Source organism: Helicobacter canis (assembly GCF_008693005.1).
Lineage (GTDB): Bacteria > Campylobacterota > Campylobacteria > Campylobacterales > Helicobacteraceae > Helicobacter_B > Helicobacter_B canis.
On record NZ_VXKE01000014.1, the window covers coordinates 106,558 to 129,183 of the forward strand.

Here is a 22,626-nt window from a genome sequence, read left to right on the forward strand (position 1 = left end):
GCCTATGACATTACAGCAAGCCCTATCTCTCCCCAAGCAAGAGCGCCAAGCTCTACAATCCAGCCTAGAAGCTAAGGCAAAATCCCAAGCCGCTATCGAGCTAAATGCTTATATCGATTTTTCTAGCGATAATCATAGCGGCGTGCCAATTTTGATTAAAGACAATATCAATGTAAAAGGCTGGGAGATTACTTGCGCGAGTAAGATTCTACAAGGCTATATCGCCCCCTATGATGCCACTGCTATTACGCGATTACGCGCTAATGGTATGAGCGCGTTTGGGCGGGCAAATATGGACGAGTTTGCTATGGGCAGCACGACAGAGTCAAGCTGCTATGGGCGCACCAAAAACCCCAAGGACTCCTCAAGAGTGCCAGGCGGCAGCTCTGGGGGCAGTGCCGCAGCAGTGGCTGGGGGCTATGCGATCGCTGCGCTTGGGAGCGATACAGGCGGCTCTATCCGCCAGCCTGCTGGGTATTGCGGCTGCGTGGGGCTAAAGCCCACTTATGGGAGAGTGAGCCGCTATGGACTAGTGGCGTATAGTTCAAGCCTTGATTGCATAGGACCAATTACACAAAATGTGCAGGACTGCGCGATCTTGCTTGATGCTATTAGTGGCTATGATGAGCTAGACTCCACTAGTGCCAAGCTCTCGCCATTGCAAAGCTTCTCCAAGCTTGATAGGGATAAATGCTTCACAATCGCAGTGCTAAATGACTTCCTAAAAGATGCCGACCCAGCGATTGCCAAGGCGTATGAAGAGACTATCAAAATCCTAGAAAAAAGCGGGCATACCATAGTCCCTGCAAAAATGCTTGATACAAGCTTGCATATCTCTACCTACTACATCATCTGCACCGCAGAAGCTAGTAGCAATCTCGCGCGATTTGATGGCGTGCGCTATGGGAATCGCGCAGATTCTAGTGGGCTCAAAGATTTATACATCAACACACGCTCACAAGGCTTTGGCAAAGAGGTGAAAAATAGGATTCTACTAGGGAGCTTTGTGCTAAGTAGCGGCTACTATGATGCCTACTACCTAAAAGCCCAGAAAATGCGCGCGCTTATCACCCAGCAATATGCCCAAATTTTTGAGCAAGCAGATTTGATCTTATCGCCTGTGTCCCCAAGTGTCGCCCCTAAATTCCGCGCTACGCAAAGTCCGCTTGAAATGTATCTAAGCGATATTTACACCATCGGCGCAAATCTCGCAGGGCTGCCGGCAATTAGCCTGCCTGTGGGCGAGTCTCAAGGGCTGCCTATTGGTATGCAGCTGCTAGGCAGAGCCTTTGAAGAGCAAAGTGTGCTTGATTGCGCATATAGCCTAGAATCCAGTTTTGCCTAAGCCAAGCGCAACCCATATCAAAAGGAGTCGCTATGAAACTCACACAAAAAGCCCTAACTTTTGAAGATATTTTGCTAATCCCAGCGTATTCCGCCGTGCTGCCAAAAGAAGTCGATACAAGCTCCAAGCTCACGCGCAATATTTCACTCAATATCCCCTTCGTCTCTGCGGCTATGGATACAGTTACAGAGTATCAAACCGCCATTGCTATGGCGCGTTATGGGGGCATTGGCATTATCCATAAAAATATGCCCCAAGCTATGCAAGTAGAGCAAATCGACAAGGTCAAAAAAAGCGAGAGCGGCATCATCACTAACCCCATCTCTATCCAAGCAAATCGCTCCCTAGCCGATGCTAAGGCAATCACAGATAACTACAAAATCTCTGGCGTGCCAGTGGTTGATGAAAAGGGGCTGTTGATAGGGATTTTGACTAATCGCGATGTGCGCTTTGAAAATGATTTAAGCAAGAAAGTCAGCGATGTGATGACAAAAATGCCCCTAGTTACTGCCAAAATAGGCGTAAGCCTTGATGAAGCCAAAGCCATTATGCACAAGCACAGGATAGAGAAGCTCCCCATAGTCGATAGCAACAATATCTTACAAGGGCTTATCACCATTAAAGACATTCAAAAGCGCATAGAATACCCCAACGCCAACAAAGACTCCCAAGGTCGCTTGCGCGTGGGCGCGGCGATTGGCGTGGGGCAGCTTGATAGGGCGCAGGCTCTCGTTGAAGCAGGCGTTGATGTGCTAGTGCTTGACTCTGCGCACGGACATTCTAAAAATATCATTGCTACCCTAGAATCCATTAAAGCAAGCTATGAAGTTGATGTGATTGTGGGCAATGTCGTAACCGCAGCCGCCACGCAAGACTTAATCAAAGCCGGTGCAGATGCAGTCAAAGTCGGCATAGGTCCGGGCAGTATCTGCACCACAAGGATTGTCGCAGGCGTGGGTATGCCCCAAGTCTCTGCCATTGCAGGCTGCGCGGAAGTGGCGGCGAAAATGGGCGTGCCAATCATCGCAGATGGTGGGATCAAATACTCTGGCGATGTGGCTAAAGCTATCGCCGTAGGGGCATCTAGCGTGATGATAGGCTCTCTGCTAGCTGGCACAGAAGAGAGTCCTGGCGATTTGGTGCTTTACCAAGGGCGGCAGTATAAGAGCTATCGCGGTATGGGAAGCATAGGTGCTATGACTAAGGGTAGCTCGGATCGCTACTTCCAAGAGGGCACTGCGCAAGAAAAGCTCGTGCCTGAAGGCATTGAAGGGCGTGTGCCATATCGCGGGAAAATCGGCGATGTTTTGCACCAGCTTGTAGGGGGCTTGCGCAGCTCGATGGGCTATCTAGGCGCGGCAAATATCCCAAGCTTGTGGGAGAGAGCAGAGTTTGTGCAAATCACTGCCGCTGGGCTTAGAGAATCCCATGTGCATGATGTGGATATTACCAAAGAAGCACCAAACTACCACGGCTAGACCCTCTGCTATAATCAGTCGCAATGGAGCTGCCCCCTAATCTACGCCTAATTTCTAGCAAGGACGGCTCGCTAAATGCCTTTAATGCGCACTTTGGCGAGCATTATGCCAATATGGGCGAGGGCGCATTTAGCGAGAAGCTTGCCAAGCATATAGCTCCTGTGTGGGAGGCTCTAGCTGCCAATCAAGCCAAGTCGCCAAAGCCACAGGTATGGATTTTAGATCTTTGCTTTGGGCTTGGCTACAACGCCTTGCTCTCGCGCCTTTTTAGCGCGTTTGATCAAATGGAGTTTTGCATTATCTCTATCGAGCTTGATAGGCAGAATCTAGCCCTTGCTAGCAAAATCCACGCGCTAGATTCTAGCTCTATGGCGCAGCTAGAATCTAGTGGGCAAGCGCGCATAGCGCATAATGTATCTTTGCAAATATTTTGGGGTGATGCGTGTGCATTGCTTGCGGACTTGCAGACAAACTTAGCGCAGCGATATAGCCATTTCCACGGCTTTGATGTTATCTACCAAGACCCATTTAGCTATGAGAAAAATAGAGAGCTATGGGATTTTAGGCATTTTTGCACGCTTGCTAGCTTGCTTAAAGACTCTGGGATCATCACTACCTATGCCACAAGAAAAGAAGTCATTGCAAATGCGCAGCAAGCAGGGCTACTAGCCTATCGATATAAAGTAGATCCTAGGACTTTAGCAATGCTATCCCAAATGTGTGCTAGATTCTACCCTAGTAGCCTAAGCACCCACAAGCGCAGCTCAAGCATTTTTAGCAAAGCTCCCATAAATATCAGCGGAAGCACAGCGCGTAGCTAGAATCTACTTAGGCATATTGTGGAGCTAGAGCTTGGCACGATCGCAGGAGTGCTGGGTAGATTCTAGGAGGCGGAGTCTTTTTTCGTCTTTAGGGCAAGCCCTATAACATCGGATATTTCTTTTTTAATGGATGGGTTTTTCGCGCTTAGGTGCTCGCGGATTTCAGCGGCTTTATCTGTGTCAATACTCTCAAGGCTTGTAAGCTCCTTTACCACATCAAGCCACTCCTCACGATCACTAGAGCTTGGCGCAAACAGCCCAAATTTCTTCACAAATTGCTCAATTAGCTCGTGGGCTTGGGCTTGGCTTTTGGCTTTGGGGATAAGCTTGCGGAAGTCTTTTAGGGTGAAGGGCTTTGGCTTTGGCTTTTTGTCAAACAAGCTTCGCATAAAAAACCCAAACATAAACACGACAAACCCAAACCCAAAGGAAATGAGCAAAAACACCGCATAAAAGCCTTGGTTATACATTATTTGCCACTCTTTGCTGTAAAAAACGCATTTGTCGCTTCCACAAAGCCATCGATACTACCGCAGTCATACCGCTTGCCTTGGAATTTATAGGCGATTACGCGCCCATTTTTCGCCTGCTCCATTAGAGCATCGGTGATTTGGATTTCGCCCTTTTTGCCCGGGGGCGTTACGCGCAAAATATCAAAAATATCAGGCGTTAGGATATAGCGACCAATGACTGCTAGGTTTGAGGGGGCTTCGCTAGCACTTGGCTTTTCTATCATTGTATTGACACGATAGACATTCTCGCTAATCATCTCGCCCGCAATCACACCATATTTATCCACTTCGCTCATAGGCACTTCCTCGATAGCGACTATGGAGCATTTATGCTTGGCATAGAGCTTGACCATCTGCGCTAGCACGCTATCTCCACCGATATTTGCGCATAAATCATCAGCTAAAATCACAGCAAAGGGCTCATTGCCAATGAGTGTCTCCCCTGTCAAAATCGCATGCCCCAAGCCTTTCATCTCATTTTGACGCGTATAGGAAAAGGTGCATTGTGTGATGAGTGAGCGCACTTCATTGAGTAGAAATTCTTTATCCGTGCCTTTGATTTGGTGCTCTAGCTCATAGCTTATATCAAAGTGATCTTCTATGCTGCGTTTGCCTCGTCCTGTAACGATCGCCATCGTCTGGCAGCCGGCACTTAGGGCTTCTTCGACACCATATTGTATCAGTGGCTTTGTGAGAATGGGGAGCATTTCTTTAGGCATAGCTTTTGTCGCGGGTAAAAATCGTGTCCCATAGCCTGCTGCTGGGAAAAGACATTTGTTGATATAGTTCATTTGTGTCCTTTGTGGTGGAGTTTAGCGATTGTAGCGCAAAAGGTTTATGCGATTATAAACAGCCTAAGAGTCTCGCAGCTCTGCATACTCTCTAGGGAGCAGAAACTCTTCGCAGCACAAAGCCTTGGGGTAGAATCCAGCTTTATGCAGTAGAGAAAAAAGCGTATCGATGGCTTGCTTTTGCACAGGGCTAAGAGAGATAGAATCTGCATTAGCATAGAGATTGAGATAAGTCTCTAGCTCTTTGGCATTGACGCGGATAAGATTGCGCTTAAGCAGCATTGTGGAGAGTAGGGGCTTGTTTTGCGTAGCGATTTGCACAGCCTTTGTCAGCGTGGATTCTATATCAATCGCCCTATGTAGCGGGATACTACGGCGCAAAGCCATACCGCCAAGTGGCAGGGGCAGCTCATCGCCTGCTAGCTCACACCATATATCCCAGATTTCTCTCTCCACTTCTAATTGATCGCTAAAGGTTAGGATTGACTCGTGGATAAGCACGCCCGCATCAACTTCGCCATTTAGCACAGCAGATTCTATATCAAGGAAGTTTTTATACACAATTTTGGCATTAGGATAAGCTATGCGGAAAAGCAGGGCATTTGTCGTGTGCGCACCAGAGAGAGCGACTTTGCAATGTGGCTTTAGCTGCTTGCCCTTTAGCTTGATAAGCTTTGGTCCATAGCCACTGCCAAAGCTTACCCCTGTGCGCAAAAGCGCGTAATCTTGCGCGATAAGCGGATATACACCAAAGGAAATGGCACTCACATCATAGCTCCCTTGCAGAGCCGCTTCATTGAGTGTTTGTATATCTAGCGCAGTGTTGCAAAATTGCAGCCCAAGCCTAGAATTCACCCACCCAAACGCAATGGCATAATACATAAAAATATCATCAGCATCAGGGCTATGAGCTACACTTATCAAACAACTCTCCAAAAACTAAAATGTGCCAAAAGCTAGCAATGTGGGATTTGATGTATGGTTGCGGGAGATGGATTTGAACCACCGACCTTTGGGTTATGAGCCCAACGAGCTACCGGACTGCTCTACCCCGCGATATAGTATAAGTTAAAGGGAGAAAGTGGCTGGGGTACAAGGATTCGAACCTCGGAATGCCTGGACCAAAACCAGGTGCCTTACCGCTTGGCGATACCCCAACAGCGTTTAATAAAGCCGCGATTGTATAGCAGTTTTACTTATTTGTCAATATGTGCTTATGTAGCTAGCGCAAAGCTCACACAAGCTAGCTGCGCTAAGCTTATGGCAGCTTTGCCTAGTTGTGGGACTTATGCAGTGTTTCTAGCACATTTTCATACACGCTAATTTTTTGCAGCTCGGCTTCTATTTGCTCGCTGATCCCTACTTTTTCATTCATCTCATTAGAGAGGGTTTTGCTATTTTGGATAAGTGTGTGGATCGTGCTAGAGATATTTTTGGAGTGCTCGGATATATCTAGCATACCTAGTGAAGCATTTTTGGCACTTTTGTTGATTGTATGCACATTTTCAATCACGCTTTTGACCGAAGCACTTGTGTCATCTAGGCTTTTTTGCGTGCGCTCCGCTAGATTGCGCACTTCATCGGCAACTACAGCAAAGCCTCTGCCGTGCTCGCCAGCGCGCGCGGCTTCTATGGCGGCATTAAGGGCTAGGAGGTTTGTTTGATCAGCGATGCCAGAGATAATATCAAGGACACGATTGAGATCCCCGATCTGCTCAAGTAGGTGGGAGACTCTATCTTCTAGATTCATATCCTGCGAGCCTGTTTGCATTCTATCTTCAAGCTGCTGGGAAAAGGCATTAAACTGCGTATTGACCTCATCAAGATTTGCCCCCATATCGCTAAAGTCCTTGCCAGCACTTCTAAGTGCGCCCGCTACATTGGTAAAGGTTGGGATCGAGTCTTTGAGCTGGGAGAGCATAAGCTCGTTTATGTTGTTAATAAGCTTAAGGCGCATAAGGCGTTTGTAGAGAAAGTAGGATTTAAACTGACTATATTGGATATGGAAGCTATCTAAAATCTCATCGCTAAAATCTGCTTGCGCATTGTCTAAGCGGTAGAAAAACACAGCACTTAGCGTTTCGTTGATATTCACCCCCAAAAGCTCCCCAAAAGTCGAGAACCCAACCACAGGAAAATCCCTAAAAGTCTTTAGCGAGCCTAGCGCGCTAGCATTATGCAATCTCCGCAAAATACAATCATTAAAAATCGCGCCTATGGGCTTTGGCTTATTGCGTGAAAATTGCTCATAGTCCGCATTGGTCGATTGGATAAAATCCACGCGCTTAAGCAAGGTCAGCTCTTCTGCGCTATCTACATCACAATAGGTTGCAATGTGCTTTTGGGCTATGTCAAACTGCGCGATTGAGCGCACATAGATTGCATCGTTAATCTTAATCCCAAAGGCATAGGACTCCATCATTTGCGGCACTTGCTCAATAGCGCAGCCAAAATGCCTCGCCAAAGCATCAAGCACATTGATCGCGCTGTAATTATTATCGAGGAATTTTGAGATCGTGCGAGCTTTGACATTAGAATCTAGCACGACAAATTTTGTATCTGTGGCTTGGAAGTTTTGGGTCTTAAAAATCCCAAAACGATAATTTGGCTTAAGCTTGACATAAGTGATCACCGCTGCACCTTGCACGACAGAAGTATTATCAAAGATATAGGTATTTTTGAAGTCGAGCTTGCCGCCAGCACTACCGCCGACATACAAGCAAGCAAGCTTGCCTACATTATAAATCGCCTCCATCAAAAAGCTCTCGCTCCCACTAAGCCCATCAACTAGCACATAGCCAAGCGTATCATAAGACTCCACCTTAAAAGGCACGCGCACCTTGCGCACTTCATTTTCTATATGCGCTATTTGCTCGCTAGATTCTGCCATTGCGATACCTAGATCAAGCTTTGTTGTATAAATATCAGCGATCATATTGCTTGAGAAGAGCATTAGGCTAACCCCTTGCCCATCAAGACCATCTCCATAAAATGACTGCCGCTCTACATTGGCATCTTTTGAGCAAAGTAGCCCCGATGAACTTGCCATAATCAGCACCGCATCGCTAGGAAGCGCGGCTTTGATCTGGGCGGCTGCTTGGGCTAAGTCTGTGTTGGGCATTGCATAGCCAAGTGCTAGCTTGATTGGCATTTGCACTTCTTTGATTCTTTGGGTGATATTATCTGTGAGATAGAGACTTATAATATCGCTTTGTGGGATCTTGGGTGCGCTCTTGCTTTTGAAGTGAAACATAGTAGTCCTTATAGACTTTGTATTATTAGGCGCGTTCGCGCACGCAATTTAAGTGAATCTTTTCTTATAAAACACTTATATTAGAGCTAGAATCTGCTTAGGCTGGGAGCTTTGGAGATTTAGAATCTTTTTTATATAATCCGTGCTTACACAATATTGAAGGACAACGCTAATGTATCAAACGCGTATGAAAGACGCCATAGAGGCGATTAAAAAAGGTGAAATGATTATCATAATGGACGATGAAGATAGAGAAAATGAAGGCGATTTGGTAATGGCTGGAATCTTCTCAACCCCAGAGAAAATAAACTTTATGGCTCAAGAGGCAAGGGGGCTCATCTGCGTATCTATCACGCAAGAGCTAGCCCATAAGCTAGACTTACCCCCAATGGTGCAAAGAAATGATAGCAACCACGAGACTGCCTTTACCATATCCATTGATGCTAAGGAAGCAAAGACGGGGATTTCCGCATACGAGCGGGATTTGACAATCCGCCTAATGTGTGATAACAACGCAAAGCCAAGCGATTTTGTGCGTCCGGGGCATATTTTCCCACTTATTGCTAAGAGTGGTGGCACACTTATCCGCACAGGACATACAGAGGCGAGTGTAGATATTTGCCGCCTTGCGGGGCTTGCACCCATTAGCGTGATTTGTGAGATTATGAAAAAAGATGGCACGATGGCAGGGCGGGGGGATAAGTTTCTGCTTGATTTTGCTAAAACTCATAATCTAAAGATTCTCTATGTCAGCGACATTATCCAATATCGCTTAAATTTTGAAAATCTCGTGCGTGAAACTTCGCGTGAAAAGGCGGTGTTTATGGCACAAGAGTGTGAGAAAATCACCTTTTTAGATCATTTAGAAAATGAACATATTGCCTTTAGCTTTAGCCCACAGGCTACAACGCCGCTCATTAGATTTCATAATACAAGTAGCGATATTGCCCTTTTGACAGATTCTAGCGAGTGGCAAGCCCTGCAAAAAAGTATAGAGTTACTTTCACAGCAAGGCGGCTATCTTGTGTGCCTTAATAGTGAGAATATGGCAAATAGTGAAAATATTACAAAAAATTGTGGTGATATTAAAGACTTTGGAATCGGCGCACAGATTCTAAAAAAGCTAGGTGTAAAAGACTTCACACTTCTTAGCTCTCATTGTGCTAATGCAAATAAAAGCTACAACGCCCTAAGCGGTTTTGATTTGCATTTGCAAAAGAGTATTTTGGTGTAAATTAGATTCTAGCTCACTCTTCTTCTACGACTATGTAGAGATCTTTTAGCCCTTGGGCTTGGATTATATCCATCATCTGCACAAAGGCGTTAAGGTTGCTTTGGGAGTCGCCATTGATGATGACAGAAGTGCTTGCGTCATAGCTCTTTATAGCTTGCTTGAGTGCTTCTAGGGTGTGGGGCTTGTCATTTAGATAGTAGCGACCCTGATCATCAATGGCTATGGTGATGGGCTTGCTCTGCGTATCTTGCTTGCTTGAGCCATCGCTGACTTTAGGGACATTGACTTGGATTCTAGAAGTGTTGATAAAAGAAGCGGTTGTAAGCACGATCACTAAGAGCACGAGCATAATGTCAATAAATGGCACTAAATTCATAGAATCTATTTTCTTCAAGTATAGTCCTTAAAAGGTGTAGCAAGGCTAGATTCTAGCAGAATCTAGCTTGATTGTAGATCGTGTAGGTAGAAAAGGCTTAGATGTCGTAGTGTATCCACAAAAACGCGTGGCTGCGATCAGCGACATTTTTAGGTGTGCCAGCTTGGGTAGTGCCTTCTTCGTTTCCATAGCCGCCACCACCATTTGCCCAGCCCACTTTATAGCCAGCTTTTGTCGTATCGCTGAAGTATTCAATCTTCCCGCCCACAGATAGCCGCTCATCGATTTGGTATTTGCAATTAAGCGCGATCGCGTGCTCTTGGCTACGCTCTGCATCTGTCCAGCGACCAGTGAGCTGCCACCAAAGCTTGTTGGCAAAGTGTGTCCCACCGACAAAGAGATAAGGAGTAAGCGCGTCTTTGCCCACCATATCGCTCACACTTCGACCAATGTCATAGGAGCTAGCTGTCCAGAAATCCAGCATCCAAGGATTCCCCGTAGTCCCGATTCTGGCGTTTGCGTGCCCAAAGTTTTTATACACACCTAGCCCGAAGTTGTAGTTGTTGTAGTCAAACTGCTGCTGGATAAGCAAGCTTTGGGTGTATTTATTGACTATCGAGCCCCAGCGATACTCTCCGTCCCATCTATCGCCATAAATTGGGAGCAAAATATTTGCAAAGGTGCGTGAGCGGAAGCCTGTGCCATCAAAGCCCTTGTTTGTATCATACTCTACGCGGAATGCCGGAGCAGTGTAAGTGCCAGGCGAGAAGTAGATATAAGGCGTGATGTCAAGCCCACCAAGGCTGTAGATCGCTTTAAACGCGTGGATCCCGTAGTTGGCAAACTGCCCACCTGGAGTCATATAACCCTGTGGTGAGTAGAAGTCAATCAACCATTGACCAAAGGCAAATGCTCTCCCATAGGAGCTAAACCACCAGAGTTTAAGCGATTGGGAGTCGCTGAATTTGAATTTCGTAGTAAATTCAAAACCTTGTGTATAGCCGCTCATATACTCCGCGCCAGAGAGATAGCGACCGCCCTTAAACTGGAAGCTAAAAGGACTCGTGTCAAAGTCCCCATAGGTATAGTCAAGGTAGGCATTATTGATGACATAGAGATGGCGGTTTGTATTGTCTTTTGGTCCTAGGTTTTGGTTATACCCTGCCCAGTTACCAACATATTCGTTATTTACGCTATCTGGTCCTAGCGGATAGCCCTTGCTTGTGGAGTCTAGAATCATTGACCCGCCTGTAAGATTGAAGCCATATTTTAGCGATTGGCTTTCCAAGTCTTTGGCAAGCAGGTTTCCATCAAAGCCAAGGCTGCCTACGACATTAAGAAAGCTATCTGTGGGGTAGATGCCCTTGTCTTTGTCGATTGCTTGGTTGTTGAAGCCACCTTTACCAAACATCTCAAGCCAGCCGTTGTATTTAATATCAAATGCACTTGCACTGCTAAGCATACCCGCAGCGATAGTGCTTATCGCTAGAATCTTGCTTGCGCGTTTTGTGGTGAAAGTCCGCATAAAAACTCCTTAGATGATATAGGGGGTAAAGTGTAGCTTTTTTACCTTATATTTACCTTATATTTACCATTTTGTATGCAAAGCTACCAGAAGTAGCACACTAGAATCTAGTGGGGCTAGATTCTAGTGTGCTTAAAATGCAGGCTTTGGTGTAGCGGCTGTGCTAGCTGGCAAAATAGGATAGATCACTGCGGGGTATTTGCCATTAAGCGATTGGAAGAACTTTTCGATCGTTTGGGCTTCTTGGTCGCTTATGGCGATACCTAGCTGTATAGAGCCCATTTCTTTAATCGCATCTTTAATATCCCAATACTGCCCGTTGTGGAAGTAGGGGGCTGTATCTAGCACATTTCGCAAAGATGGGGCTTTGACCATACCATTGGCATCGCCTTTAAAGCCACCAACTTTGGCAAACTTATAGGGCTTCACCACAGAAAACGCCTGCATAGAGCCGCCTAGGTTGATGTCTGTGTGGCAGGCGGTGCAGCCTTTATCGATAAACATATTTAGCCCAGCTTGCTCCTCTTTGCTTAGGGCTTTTACATTGCCATTTAAAAAGTCATCATAGCGGCTAGGCGTTACAAGTGTCATTTCAAAAAGTGCGATAGTATCGGCGATTAGCTTGAAGTCGATTTTGACATTATTGCCATAGGCGGCTTTAAACTCATCGACATAGGCAGGGATTGATTGTATGCGCGCGACAATCTCTTTTGCCGTAGCTGCCATTTCTACTGGGTTTTCAATAGGTCCTTGTGCTTGGTGTCCTAAGTCGCCAGCGCGTCCGTCCCAAAACTGCACGCTATTAAACATTGAGTTATATACACTTGGGGAGTTTAAGTGGCTTGGGTTTGCCTGCCACTTGTGCCCAATGGCTGTTGGCACCATATCTGCGCCACCTAGCCCTAGATTGTGGCAGGTGTTACAAGAGATGAGATTGGATTTTGAAAGTCTAGGGTCAAAGTAGAGCTTTTTGCCTAGCTCGACTTGGGTTTGAGTGAGTTTGGGCTTGTAGGGTGCGGCGAGCTTGTGCTTTTTGATCTGGGCTTGTTGGTAGGCGGAAAGCTCCTTGCCTTGGGGCATAGGCTTTAGCCCTGCGTCCTTAGCCTTTTGTATTAGCTCTTTTGGATCAATTGCCTGCTTCTTCTGGGTGGCTGCGCTTAGTGTGCCAGCACCCAGCATACCGATGATAATAATAGTTTGCAAAGTGATGTTGCGCATAATACTCCTTTGTGAAGATGCCAAGTATAGCGGATTGCGTTGATACTTTTACCATTTACGAAAATCTACCCCAAAAATTCCTTCAAATCTAAACAAATGCTAATAGCAAAAAAGCTAGAATCCACTCCTACAAGTGCAAAGATTCTAAGGAGAAAATATGGGCTACACGCATTTACATTTACATACAGAATATTCTATGCTTGATGGTGCTAATAAGCTAGAAGTGCTCGCCAAGCGGCTTAAAAGCCTTGGTATGACAAGTGTCGCTATGACTGATCACGGCAATATGTTTGGCGCGATTGACTTTTATACAAAGATGAAAAAGCAGGGCATATCGCCTATTATAGGGATTGAGGCATATTTGCACAATGCCGATGATATTGGGGATAAAAGCTCTAAAGCCCGCTATCACCTGTGCCTTTATGCCAAAAATGAGCAAGGCTATAGGAATCTAATGAAGCTTAGCTCGCAGTCCTTTATCCACGGCTTTTACTACTACCCACGGATCAACAAAAAGCTTTTAAAAGAGTGTAGCGAGGGGCTTGTGTGCTCATCTGCCTGCCTTGCAGGGGAGGTAAATTTCCACCTAAATCAAAGCGAGAGAAACTTGAAATACGGCGCAGGTGGCTATGAAGCGGCTAAAAAGGTCGCACTAGAGTATAAAGAAATCTTTGGCGATGATTTTTACCTAGAGCTTATGCGCCACGGAATCCCAGAGCAAGAAGCCATAGACTCCCATATACTGCGCTTAAGTAAGGAGTGTGGGATCAAAATCATCGCTACTAATGACGCCCACTACCCTACGCGAGAGGATGCGGGATTCCAAGAGGTGGCGATGTGTATTGGCACAGGGCGCACCTTACAGGATAAAAGTCGCTTGCGCCATAGTGTGGCGGAGTTTTATGTCAAAAGCGAGCAGGAGATGGCAAGGCTCTTTGCCGATGTGCCACAAGCCTTAGAAAATACCCAAGAGATCGCGCGTAAATGCGCGGATTTTAGCATTGATCTAAAAGATGAGAAAAACAACCCCCCAACTCCACCGACTTTCAAATTTACCAAAGAATACGCAAGTGCTGAGGGGCTAGACTTTGAAAACGATGAAGAATACTTCATCTACAAATCTAAGCAAGGACTAGAAAAACGCCTGCAAAATGTCCCAGAAGAGAAGCACCAAGAGTATCGCGATAGGCTTGAGTATGAAATGGAGATTATTGCAAAGATGAAGTTCCCCGGCTATATGCTCATTGTGTGGGATTTTATCAATCAAGCTAAAAAGATGGGCATACCGGTGGGTCCGGGGCGTGGTAGTGCGGCAGGAAGCCTTGTGGCATTTTGCTTAGGGATTACAGATATTGATCCTTTGCGCTATGACCTGCTCTTTGAGCGATTCTTAAACCCAGAGCGCGTGAGTATGCCCGATATTGATACAGACTTTTGCCAGCGCAGGCGCGGCGAGATTCTAAACTATATGATTGATCGATATGGTAAATACAATGTCGCCCAAGTCATCACCTTTGGTAAAATGCTCGCAAAAGGCGTGATACGCGATGTCGCGCGCGTGCTAGATATGCCTATAAAAGAAGCCGATAGCTTTGCCAAGCTTATCCCAGAAAAGCTAGGGATCACTTTGAAGGGCTATGAGAAAAATGGCGAGTTTATCGAGGGGGCTTGGGAGCTAGAGCCAAAGATCCAAGAGCTAGTCGCAAGCGATCCGCTAGCAGCGAAAGTGTGGGAGTTTGCCCTAAAGCTAGAGGGCTTTAATCGCAACGCCGGCAAGCACGCGGCAGCACTTGTGCTAGATAGTGAGAGAGAGCTATGGCATAAAACACCTCTATATGCTGGCACTGATGGGATTATACTCACGCAGTATTCTATGAAATACCTTGAAGCAGTAGATTTGATCAAGTTTGACTTCTTGGGGCTAAAGACGCTCACGGTGATTGATGATGCGCTAAAAATCATCGCAGACCGCTATGGCAAGCAGATAGACTTCTTGCAAGTTGATGTCAATGATGCAAAAGTCTATGAGCTCCTGCAAAGTGGGGATACAATGGGAGTCTTCCAAGTGGAATCTGGTATGTTCCAAAGACTCAATCGCAGACTAAAGCCCACAAACTTTGAAGATATTATCGCAATCATTGCTCTTGGTCGCCCCGGACCTATGGAATCTGGTATGGTAGATGACTTCATCAACCGCAAGCACGGCTTAGAGCCTATCACTTATATGTTTGATGAGCTAGAGCCGATTTTGAAGCATACTTATGGGACGATTGTCTATCAAGAGCAAATTATGCAAATCGTGCAAGTTATCGGTGGCTTCTCGCTTGGCGAGGCGGATTTGATACGGCGCGCTATGGGGAAAAAAGACGAGCAGATTATGGCAGATAATAAGCAGAAATTTATCCAAGGGGCGCAGAGCAATGGCTTTGATGTGCAAAAGGCTAGCGATTTGTGGGAGCTTATTGTTAAATTTGCTGGCTATGGGTTTAATAAGTCGCATTCTGCGGCGTATGCGATGATCACCTTTGAGACGGCGTATCTTAAGACTTACTATGAGCACGAGTTTATGGCAGCTCTTCTTACAAGCGAGTCTAATAAAATCGATAAAGTCGCAGAGTATGTCGAGGAGGCAAAGCGGCGTGGTATGGAGACACTACCCCCTCATGTCAATTTATCGGATCAGTTTTTTAGCGTTGCTGATTGGCGCAATGGAGAGAAAAAGATCGTTTTTGGGCTAGGAGCGATACGGGGAGCTGGCGAAGATGCTATGGGCAGTATCATTGCGTGCAGGAAGAGTGGGGGAGAGTTTAAGGATTTGGAAGATTTCATTTCTAGGGCGGATTTTTCTAAGATTACCAAGCGCGTTATGGAGCCTTTGATCAAATCTGGTAGCCTTGATAATCTAGGCTACACACGCGCAACAATGCTTAAAAATATCGATGAAATTTGCGAGATCGGGCGCAATAAGCAAAAACTCGCGGGCGAGATACATAACTCGCTCTTTGCCGACTCACAAGATGAGCTAGCTGGAATCCGCTTTAGCTTTAGCAATATAGAGGAGTTTGATCAAAAAACCACACTTGATTATGAGTATGAGTGCTTGGGGCTTTATATCTCTGGGCATCCGCTAGAGTCGTATCGCAAGCAAATTACAGCACTTAAGGGTGTCTCGCGTATCGGGGCACTAGAGCAGCTAGAAGATGGCTCTAATGTAATGCTTGCGGTAAAAGTTGTAGGCTTGGAAAAGCGCGTTTCCAAAAAGGGCAATATCTATGGCGTGCTAAGTGTGATCGATCTTTCCGGGAATGCCAACATTACGATATTTGAGAGCACTATCGCTAAGCTTGATTGTATGGATCTAAATGAGCCTATAGTGCTTAGTGGGAAGGTGGATTCTAGGGATAGTAAGAAAGAGTTTCGCGCATTTGATGTGCTCTGCCTTGAAGATGCCAAGCAAGCTAAAATCCGCCTAAAATACCAAAAGGACAAAGATGTCCAAGAAGAAGCAAGCGAGATAATCCCTATCCATATTGATCCAAAGAGTCTAGGCTCTGGCTGCGCGCTAGGGATCGTGCTAGATAGGGAGACTGATGTGGCGCATTTAGAGCGTATCTCGCAGTGTGCTAAGAAGCATAGCGGCAGCCAAGAGCTGCATATCATCATCAAAGAAGCAGGCAGGAATTATGTCTTTGTAAGCGATCTTAAGGTGAGTAGCTCGATCACGCAGGAGCTTGGCGAGTTTGCTTGGGAAGCGCGCAAAACTATAGGAGAGCCGCAAGGCTAAATCATCTAAAAGGAGCAATTATGGCTTGTGTTTTACAAATTGGTGCAGGTGGGGTTGGAGGCGTAGTAGCGCATAAAATGGCGAGCAATCGTGGGAGTTTTACTCGCATTATCTTAGCTTCTCGCACACTTAGCAAATGTCAAGCAATAGCAGATTCTATTAGAGAAAAGGGCTTAGGTGAGATTGAGATAGATTCTGTCGATGCAGATAGCGTAGAATCTGTGGTGGCTTTGATTGAAAAATACCGCCCAAAACTCGTGGTAAATGTCGCGCTGCCTTACCAAGATTTAAGCATTATGGAAGCTTGCCTACGCACAAAAACGCATTATTTAGACACGGCAAACTATGAGCATCCAGACTCCGCGCATTTTGAGTATAAAGAGCAGTGGGCGTATGATACACGCTATAAACAAGCAGGGATTTTTGCTTTGCTTGGCAGCGGGTTTGACCCGGGCGTTACAAATGTATTTTGTGCTTACGCACAGAAGCATTATTTTGATGAGATTCATAGCATTGATATTTTGGATTGTAATGCAGGGGATCACGGCTATGCGTTTGCTACGAACTTTAACCCTGAAATTAATCTAAGGGAAGTGAGTTCAAAGGCGAGATATTGGACGAAAGACATTAGGGATTCTAATACAGAATCTAATAGCCTTGTTTCACAAGCTGACTTAGCCTTGAATCCGGATTTAAAGCAAGATACTATTTATCGTAAGTTTGAGCGAGAAGAGAAGCATTTTACTCTAGATTCTAATACGCAGGATTTGAAAGTAGAATCTTACTTTAATGGGCAGTGGCGAGACATTGCCCCTTTAGCCTTGATGAAAGAGTGGGATTACCCAGAAGTTGGCGCGAAAAATAGCTATTTGCTTTACCACGAAGAGTTAGAATCGCTTATCCGCAATATCAAAGGTTTGCGGAAAATCCGCTTTTTTATGACTTTTGGCGAGAGCTATCTTACACATATGAAATGTTTGGAGAATATCGGCTTTTTACGCATTGATGAAGTGGCACACAAGGGCGGCAAAATCGTGCCCATTGAAGTGCTAAAGACGCTTCTGCCAGACCCAGCAAGTCTAGCAAGTCGCACAAAGGGGCAAACGCACATTGGCTGCTATATGAAGGGCGTGAAAGATGGGAAAGAGCGCACGATTTATATTTATAATATTTGCGACCACGAGGCTTGCTACAAGGAAGTTAATGCGCAAGGTGTGAGCTATACCACAGGTGTGCCAGCGATGATTGGAGCAAAGCTGATATGTGAAGATAAATGGGGGCTAAACCAGCCAAAAACACCAAACAACGCAGATAATGGTGATATGCCAAAGGGCGGGGAGCATCAAGGCATAGATTCTAGTAGTGGTAGTGGTGTGTGGAATATGGAGCAAAACGACCCCGACCCCTTTATGCACGAACTCAACAAACAAGGACTCCCATACATCGTCTGCGAGATAGAATCTAATGGCAATTTAAAAGTGCTAGAAGATGGGAGAAAATAGAGATTTGCAATACAAAATAAATCGCTTAAGCAAGATATGGGGAAGTTTTACTAAGCTTTATAGCAAAAGCACATAAAAACACAAAGGCAAACAATGGACTACAAAAAAGCATTTTATAGCAAATTAGAGGAATGTTATCTCGGTGCAAAGATAAAAGCCTATGAAAGGGCTAATACACCACAAAATACGCAAAGCAGCACAAGCAACGCACAAAGCGGTTTTAGCAATCTTTTAAGCATAAAAGAGCAGTATTTTTCCCACATAAAAACCTACCTAGATTCTGCTATCCCAAATGATGATTTTAACTCACACGATATTTACAACAAGCTTTACACCTTTTTTGAAAGTTATCTTAATGATACAGGCACACCATTTTTCCACGATACGCCGCTGTATAAAAACATTTATGCAAAAGTCTATACCAATTCCAAAGATACAAGCCTTTTTTATAAAACAAAAGATTTATACTATGTCAAAAGTGATACGCTTTATACTAGCCTTACTTTAAGCGATGAAAATGAGCTAGCCCAAATCTACTTTGATACAAGTGAATACACGCAAAATGCTGATAATACCAAGCGAAAGCTTATATTCAAACTTGATAAAATCGAGCAAACAGGCACAGATACACAAGATTCTATACCCATCATTTATATCAAGGTTTTAAGTCAAAAGGATTTATTCCCCGATCTTAATGCTGTGTTTAAAGAAAATAGCAACGAATTGAGCGAAGATTTTATAAAATCCCTAAAAGCACATAAAATCCCCCTAGATGAAGCACACATAAAAAAGCTTTTTACAAGCTATAAAAAGCAAAATGAAGTAGATTTTTTTATCCACAAAAATGCAAGGGCGTTTTTACAAGAGCAGTTTGACTTGTGGTTTTATCATTATCTTTATAAAGACAGCGAGTTTCAAGAATGGAGTGTAAAATCCATATCACATTTACAAAGGATTCGCAATATCGCCTTAGAAATAATAGGGCTTATAGGCGATTTTGAAGATGAGCTAAAGGCTGTGTGGTTAAAGCCTAAGTTTGCGAAAAAAGTAAATTATGTCTTTAGCCTTGATTTGATTTTAAGGCATTCAGTATTGAGTGATAAATCAGGGAGTGCTTCGCCTTGTTCACTGCAACGCACGCTTAGTGCGTCTCATTCGCAAGACTTGCACAACCCTAATTTCTCATCTCAATCCTTAGAATGCCAAGATTCTAATAAAACTCAATCGCAAAATACTGCACTTTTAGATTCTATATGCAAAGACAAAGGCTTTGAAAAGCAAATCAAAGAATGGCAGGATTTAGGGCTTATTGATGAGAGTTTTCAAGCACAAAATATAAGCGAAAAAATATTGAGTGATGACAAATATAAATTCCTACCCATTGATACAAAGCATTTTAGCAAAGAGGTAAAATACAAGATTCTAAGTGTGTTTGATGATATAGAATCTATCCTTAATGGTGAGCTAATAAAAGCAGATAATTTTCAAGCACTAAACTCCCTAATGCCAAAATATCAAAACAAAGTGGATTTAATCTATATTGACCCGCCTTACAACACGAGCAACAACGATTTTGTTTATATGGATAAATTTAATCACGCATCGTGGCTTTCAATGATAGCTAATCGCTTGGAATTAGCAAGGGAATTTTTAAAGGATAGTGGAAGCATTTTTATAAGCATAGATGATAACGAACAAGCAAGGCTTAAAATTTTATGTGATGAGGTATTTGGGGAAGATAATTTTGTAGCAGATTTTGTGTGGCAGGGAAAATATACAACTTCTAATGATGCTAAGTATGCTTCAAACCAAAATGAAAGTATTTTTTGTTTTGCCAAAGCTGCTAATAATTTTACTTTTAATCTTTTAGCTAGAACAGAAACTATGAATTCTGCGTATAAAAATCCCGATAATGATCCAAAAGGTGCGTGGAAACCTACGCCCTTACACGCCAAGAGTGGTAGTGAAAATAATCTCTACACTATTACATTTCCTAATGGAACTTCTTGGAATGCTCCAAAAGGTAGGTATCCTAGATATTCTAAAGAAAGATTGATGGAAATTTATCTTGAAAATGGACTTTATTTTAATAAAAATGGCGGTATTGATAAAAAAACTTATTTAAGTGAAGTAAAGCAAGGTAAAACAATAGGAACTTTTTGGAGCTATAAAGAAGTTGGTAGCACACACGAGGGTAATGAGGATTTAGCTTCCATATTAGATAAAGGATTATTTGATAATCCAAAACCCGAAAAGCTATTAAAAAGAATTTGTGAAATAGTTAGCAATGAAGATTCCATAGTTTTAGACTTCTTTGCAGGAAGTGGGACTACACTAGCTGCCGCACAAAAGCTAGGGCGTAAATGGCTTGGCGTGGAAATGGGAGAGCATTTTTATAAAGTCATACTCCCACGCCTTAAAAAAGTCATAGGGGGATTTCAAAGTGGGATTAGCAAAGAATGCGACTATCAAGGCAGCGGAGCATTTAGATACTACGAGCTAGAATCCTATGAAGAAGCATTAAAAGAATGTGAATATGTGCTTATGGATTCTGAATATACTAAGCCTTTTTCTTGTCATACCAAAGCCCCCTCCACTTGTCATACTGAAGCGTTAGCTGAAGTATCTAAAAATATAGAATCTAAAAGAGATATTTCGGCTTCGCCTCAATATGACAAAGAAGCACAATGCACAGCAATCTGTAAAGATAGTCAAAGCATTTACCCTGCTAAAGATTATCAAAAAGCACAAAAAATCATTGATTACAGAAAATCCCGCAAACTCATTAAAAAGCTGAATAAGGGCGAAACAATCACGCTAGATATGAGTGGATATAGAAAGGAATTTGATTTGTTTCACACTTTGGCAAATTTGCAAGGGCTAAAAATCAAGCGATTATTTTTAGATTCTAAAGGTATAGAATCTTGTGAGTTTGATAATGGCGATATTGTATCACTAGACCAAATTGACTTACATACATACCCAAAACTTAAAAATCTTTTGTGGTGGGAGAAATTGTGATGAAAATAAATATACCAGAGGTTGTAGATCAATTAAAAAATGTCAAGCTTGAGAATGTGATATTTGAATTAATAGTAAATGCAATGCAAGCAAATGCCACATATATTGAGCTTAAAATTATAGCCTCCAGCTTAGACAATAAAAACATAACTCCCTATGTAGATAAAATTGAAGTGATTGATAATGGTGATGGCTTTAATGAGGAAAATTTGAAGTCTTTTGGAGAATATCGTAGTAATTATAAAAAATCATTAGGCTGTAAGGGTATAGGAAGATTTATATATCTTAAACTTTTTAAAAGCGTAAAGGTTGTAAGTAAAAATAAAGAATTTGATTTTACCTATAATGGTATGACGGAGCCTAAGGAGCAAGATTTTTTTGATAAAACTAAAGTGATTTTATCAAATCCAAAAGATATTTTTTCGGTTGATTTTTCTAAGATTAAAAAACAAATTAAAGAGCATTTTCTGGCTTATTTTAAGATAGAAAACAAGGATATTAAAATAGATATTTATAGAAACGATGAATGTGTAGATAGTGTTAAGAGTATTGAAATACCAGATTTTGAAAAGAAAGAATTTAAAATTAAAAATTATTCTTTTAGCATATCATATATTTTTGGGGAAAGTGATTTTAGAAATGAAGGATTTTATGTTGCAAATAATAGGGTTGTTATAAAAAATTCAGATTTAAACCAAGAAAGTAAATATAATTTGCCAAAAGAAAAAGATTTAAGAATATTTTATATTTTAGAATCCGATTTTTTTGATAAAAATGTTAATGATGAAAGAAATGAATTGCAAATTTATCCCAAACGAAAAAATTCGCTTGAATTTGAGGATTTGAGTTGGAATGATATACACGATGAATTAGAAAATCAGCTCAAAGCAATTTATGTGGAACATAATTTTGATGTAGAAAATACAATTAAAGAAAATAGAAAAAAATCAATTAAAGAATCACCTTATCTCGGAGTATATTTTGAAAATAGGAATGAATTAAATGTAAATGATATGTTAGAAAATGCAAAAAAAGAATTTAATGATGATAAGGATTTTTTAAGAGATGATAATAATAAGGTAAAAACAAATTATGAAGCTAAATTAGCTAAAGTAACACAAACGGAATTGGCTGAATATGTGTTTGATAGGGATAAATTAATCCAAAAATTAAAAAACTCTGTTGATAAAGGGAGTGTAGAAGCTGAAATCCATAATTTATTTATGCCTAAAAAAACATTTGATGATAAAAAAAACTATAGAACTAATAATGTTTGGTTATTTGATGATAGATTTATGTGCTATGATAAAATTTTTAGCGACATACAGATTAAAGATATTTTTCCAGAGCTGCATAAAAACATAGAAAGACCTGATTTATTAAGTATCATTTCAAATACTTATGAAAAAGAGAAAATTACTGATATTCTATTGATAGAATTTAAAAAGCCAGAAAATGATAGGGATTATTTTCCAAAAGCAAAGCGTCAGATATTAAGCTATGCTTCCTATATCAATGAGGCATATGCACAAAAGGGTTTAAGAATTTGGGCTTACGGTTTTTTAAAGTTCAGTGAAGAAATATTGAGAGATCTTATCAATGATGATTACAATCAGATATACACAAGCACCAACTTTCCTATTTGTTACAAATATAATCAGGCTAATAATACGATAGTTAATTTTATGGATTATAGTTCTTTAATTTACGATGCGGAAAATAGAAATCAGTTATTTTTAGATATTTTAAGAGGAAAATATTTATGA

The 22,626-nt window shown here is 42.7% G+C and carries 15 protein-coding genes and 2 tRNA genes; 8 read left to right on the forward strand and 9 right to left on the reverse strand.

Features of this window, described 5'->3' with window-relative positions:
* The first annotated feature begins 4 nt into the window (after window positions 1–4).
* From gatA to F4V45_RS04975, 3 genes are read left to right on the forward strand one after another with little or no spacing between them, the layout of a single operon-like run.
* Entirely contained in the window at window positions 5–1,345 is a 1,341-nt protein-coding gene (gene gatA / locus F4V45_RS04965) for an Asp-tRNA(Asn)/Glu-tRNA(Gln) amidotransferase subunit GatA (RefSeq protein WP_150337323.1), read from the forward strand.
* Between the two features lie 32 nt (window positions 1,346–1,377).
* Window positions 1,378–2,823 carry an IMP dehydrogenase gene (gene guaB, locus F4V45_RS04970; RefSeq protein WP_150337324.1) on the forward strand — a complete coding sequence of 482 codons (1,446 nt, stop codon included), beginning with the start codon at window positions 1,378–1,380 and terminating at the stop codon, window positions 2,821–2,823.
* 23 nt (window positions 2,824–2,846) lie between these two features.
* Window positions 2,847–3,644, forward strand: coding sequence for an MnmC family methyltransferase (locus tag F4V45_RS04975; protein ID WP_150337325.1), 798 nt, complete (start codon window positions 2,847–2,849; stop codon window positions 3,642–3,644).
* 62 nt (window positions 3,645–3,706) lie between these two features.
* On the opposite strand, the gene F4V45_RS04980 is transcribed toward F4V45_RS04975, so the two are convergent.
* The 6 genes from F4V45_RS04980 to F4V45_RS09930 all read right to left on the reverse strand — a co-directional run bounded on the left by F4V45_RS04980 (window position 3,707) and on the right by F4V45_RS09930 (window position 8,200).
* Window positions 3,707–4,114, reverse strand: coding sequence for a hypothetical protein (locus tag F4V45_RS04980; protein ID WP_150337326.1), 408 nt, complete (start codon window positions 4,112–4,114; stop codon window positions 3,707–3,709).
* The gene (gene galU / locus F4V45_RS04985) at window positions 4,114–4,947 is read right to left on the reverse strand and encodes a UTP--glucose-1-phosphate uridylyltransferase GalU (protein WP_150337327.1); all 834 of its coding nucleotides are present in this window, start codon (window positions 4,945–4,947) and stop codon (window positions 4,114–4,116) included. Before galU ends, F4V45_RS04980 begins: the two co-directional genes overlap by 1 nt.
* A gap of 63 nt (window positions 4,948–5,010) precedes the next feature.
* Complete coding sequence (locus F4V45_RS04990) at window positions 5,011–5,871, reverse strand: menaquinone biosynthesis family protein (protein WP_150337328.1); 861 nt, start codon at window positions 5,869–5,871, stop codon at window positions 5,011–5,013.
* Between the two features lie 55 nt (window positions 5,872–5,926).
* Window positions 5,927–6,003 (reverse strand) — tRNA-Met (locus tag F4V45_RS04995).
* A 26-nt stretch (window positions 6,004–6,029) separates the two neighbouring features.
* A tRNA-Gln gene (locus tag F4V45_RS05000) sits at window positions 6,030–6,104 on the reverse strand.
* A gap of 116 nt (window positions 6,105–6,220) precedes the next feature.
* On the reverse strand, window positions 6,221–8,200 hold the full coding sequence (locus tag F4V45_RS09930; RefSeq protein WP_150337329.1) for a methyl-accepting chemotaxis protein: 1,980 nt from the start codon (window positions 8,198–8,200) through the stop codon (window positions 6,221–6,223).
* Between the two features lie 172 nt (window positions 8,201–8,372).
* Here F4V45_RS09930 and F4V45_RS05010 point away from each other — a divergent pair, with 172 nt between their 5' ends.
* On the forward strand, window positions 8,373–9,434 hold the full coding sequence (locus F4V45_RS05010) for a bifunctional 3,4-dihydroxy-2-butanone 4-phosphate synthase/GTP cyclohydrolase II (RefSeq protein ID WP_150337330.1): 1,062 nt from the start codon (window positions 8,373–8,375) through the stop codon (window positions 9,432–9,434).
* A 13-nt stretch (window positions 9,435–9,447) separates the two neighbouring features.
* Here F4V45_RS05010 and F4V45_RS05015 read toward each other — a convergent pair whose 3' ends face one another.
* The 3 genes from F4V45_RS05015 to F4V45_RS05025 form a co-directional block, all read right to left on the reverse strand.
* A complete protein-coding gene (locus F4V45_RS05015) occupies window positions 9,448–9,828 on the reverse strand; it encodes an ExbD/TolR family protein (RefSeq protein WP_150337331.1) in 381 nt (126 codons plus the stop codon).
* Window positions 9,829–9,907: 79 nt separating this feature from the next.
* The gene (locus tag F4V45_RS05020) at window positions 9,908–11,335 is read right to left on the reverse strand and encodes an outer membrane family protein (protein ID WP_150337332.1); all 1,428 of its coding nucleotides are present in this window, start codon (window positions 11,333–11,335) and stop codon (window positions 9,908–9,910) included.
* Window positions 11,336–11,467: 132 nt separating this feature from the next.
* Entirely contained in the window at window positions 11,468–12,514 is a 1,047-nt protein-coding gene (locus F4V45_RS05025) for a cytochrome-c peroxidase (protein WP_150337376.1), read from the reverse strand.
* Window positions 12,515–12,710: 196 nt separating this feature from the next.
* On the opposite strand from F4V45_RS05025, the gene dnaE reads away from it, so the two are divergent.
* The 4 genes from dnaE to F4V45_RS05045 all read left to right on the forward strand — a co-directional run bounded on the left by dnaE (window position 12,711) and on the right by F4V45_RS05045 (window position 22,626).
* On the forward strand, window positions 12,711–16,337 hold the full coding sequence (gene dnaE / locus F4V45_RS05030) for a DNA polymerase III subunit alpha (protein ID WP_150337333.1): 3,627 nt from the start codon (window positions 12,711–12,713) through the stop codon (window positions 16,335–16,337).
* A 20-nt stretch (window positions 16,338–16,357) separates the two neighbouring features.
* Complete coding sequence (locus F4V45_RS05035; protein WP_150337334.1) at window positions 16,358–17,839, forward strand: saccharopine dehydrogenase family protein; 1,482 nt, start codon at window positions 16,358–16,360, stop codon at window positions 17,837–17,839.
* 93 nt (window positions 17,840–17,932) lie between these two features.
* Window positions 17,933–20,860 (forward strand): site-specific DNA-methyltransferase, encoded by a 2,928-nt coding sequence (locus tag F4V45_RS05040; protein WP_150337335.1) that lies wholly within the window; start codon window positions 17,933–17,935, stop codon window positions 20,858–20,860.
* The gene (locus F4V45_RS05045; RefSeq protein WP_150337377.1) at window positions 20,860–22,626 is read left to right on the forward strand and encodes an ATP-binding protein; all 1,767 of its coding nucleotides are present in this window, start codon (window positions 20,860–20,862) and stop codon (window positions 22,624–22,626) included. Before F4V45_RS05040 ends, F4V45_RS05045 begins: the two co-directional genes overlap by 1 nt.

What these genes read in the sequence shown, in the direction of transcription:
- gatA (WP_150337323.1), top strand. Translation starts at nt 5, where the DNA reads ATGACATTACAGCAAGCCCTATCTCTCCCCAAGCAAGAGCGCCAAGCT.
- guaB (WP_150337324.1), top strand. Translation starts at nt 1,378, where the DNA reads ATGAAACTCACACAAAAAGCCCTAACTTTTGAAGATATTTTGCTAATC.
- F4V45_RS04975 (WP_150337325.1), top strand. Translation starts at nt 2,847, where the DNA reads ATGGAGCTGCCCCCTAATCTACGCCTAATTTCTAGCAAGGACGGCTCG.
- F4V45_RS04980 (WP_150337326.1), bottom strand. Translation starts at nt 4,114, where the DNA reads ATGTATAACCAAGGCTTTTATGCGGTGTTTTTGCTCATTTCCTTTGGG.
- galU (WP_150337327.1), bottom strand. Translation starts at nt 4,947, where the DNA reads ATGAACTATATCAACAAATGTCTTTTCCCAGCAGCAGGCTATGGGACA.
- F4V45_RS09930 (WP_150337329.1), bottom strand. Translation starts at nt 8,200, where the DNA reads ATGTTTCACTTCAAAAGCAAGAGCGCACCCAAGATCCCACAAAGCGAT.
- F4V45_RS05010 (WP_150337330.1), top strand. Translation starts at nt 8,373, where the DNA reads ATGTATCAAACGCGTATGAAAGACGCCATAGAGGCGATTAAAAAAGGT.
- F4V45_RS05020 (WP_150337332.1), bottom strand. Translation starts at nt 11,335, where the DNA reads ATGCGGACTTTCACCACAAAACGCGCAAGCAAGATTCTAGCGATAAGC.
- F4V45_RS05025 (WP_150337376.1), bottom strand. Translation starts at nt 12,514, where the DNA reads ATGCTGGGTGCTGGCACACTAAGCGCAGCCACCCAGAAGAAGCAGGCA.
- dnaE (WP_150337333.1), top strand. Translation starts at nt 12,711, where the DNA reads ATGGGCTACACGCATTTACATTTACATACAGAATATTCTATGCTTGAT.
- F4V45_RS05035 (WP_150337334.1), top strand. Translation starts at nt 16,358, where the DNA reads ATGGCTTGTGTTTTACAAATTGGTGCAGGTGGGGTTGGAGGCGTAGTA.
- F4V45_RS05040 (WP_150337335.1), top strand. Translation starts at nt 17,933, where the DNA reads ATGGACTACAAAAAAGCATTTTATAGCAAATTAGAGGAATGTTATCTC.
- F4V45_RS05045 (WP_150337377.1), top strand. Translation starts at nt 20,860, where the DNA reads ATGAAAATAAATATACCAGAGGTTGTAGATCAATTAAAAAATGTCAAG.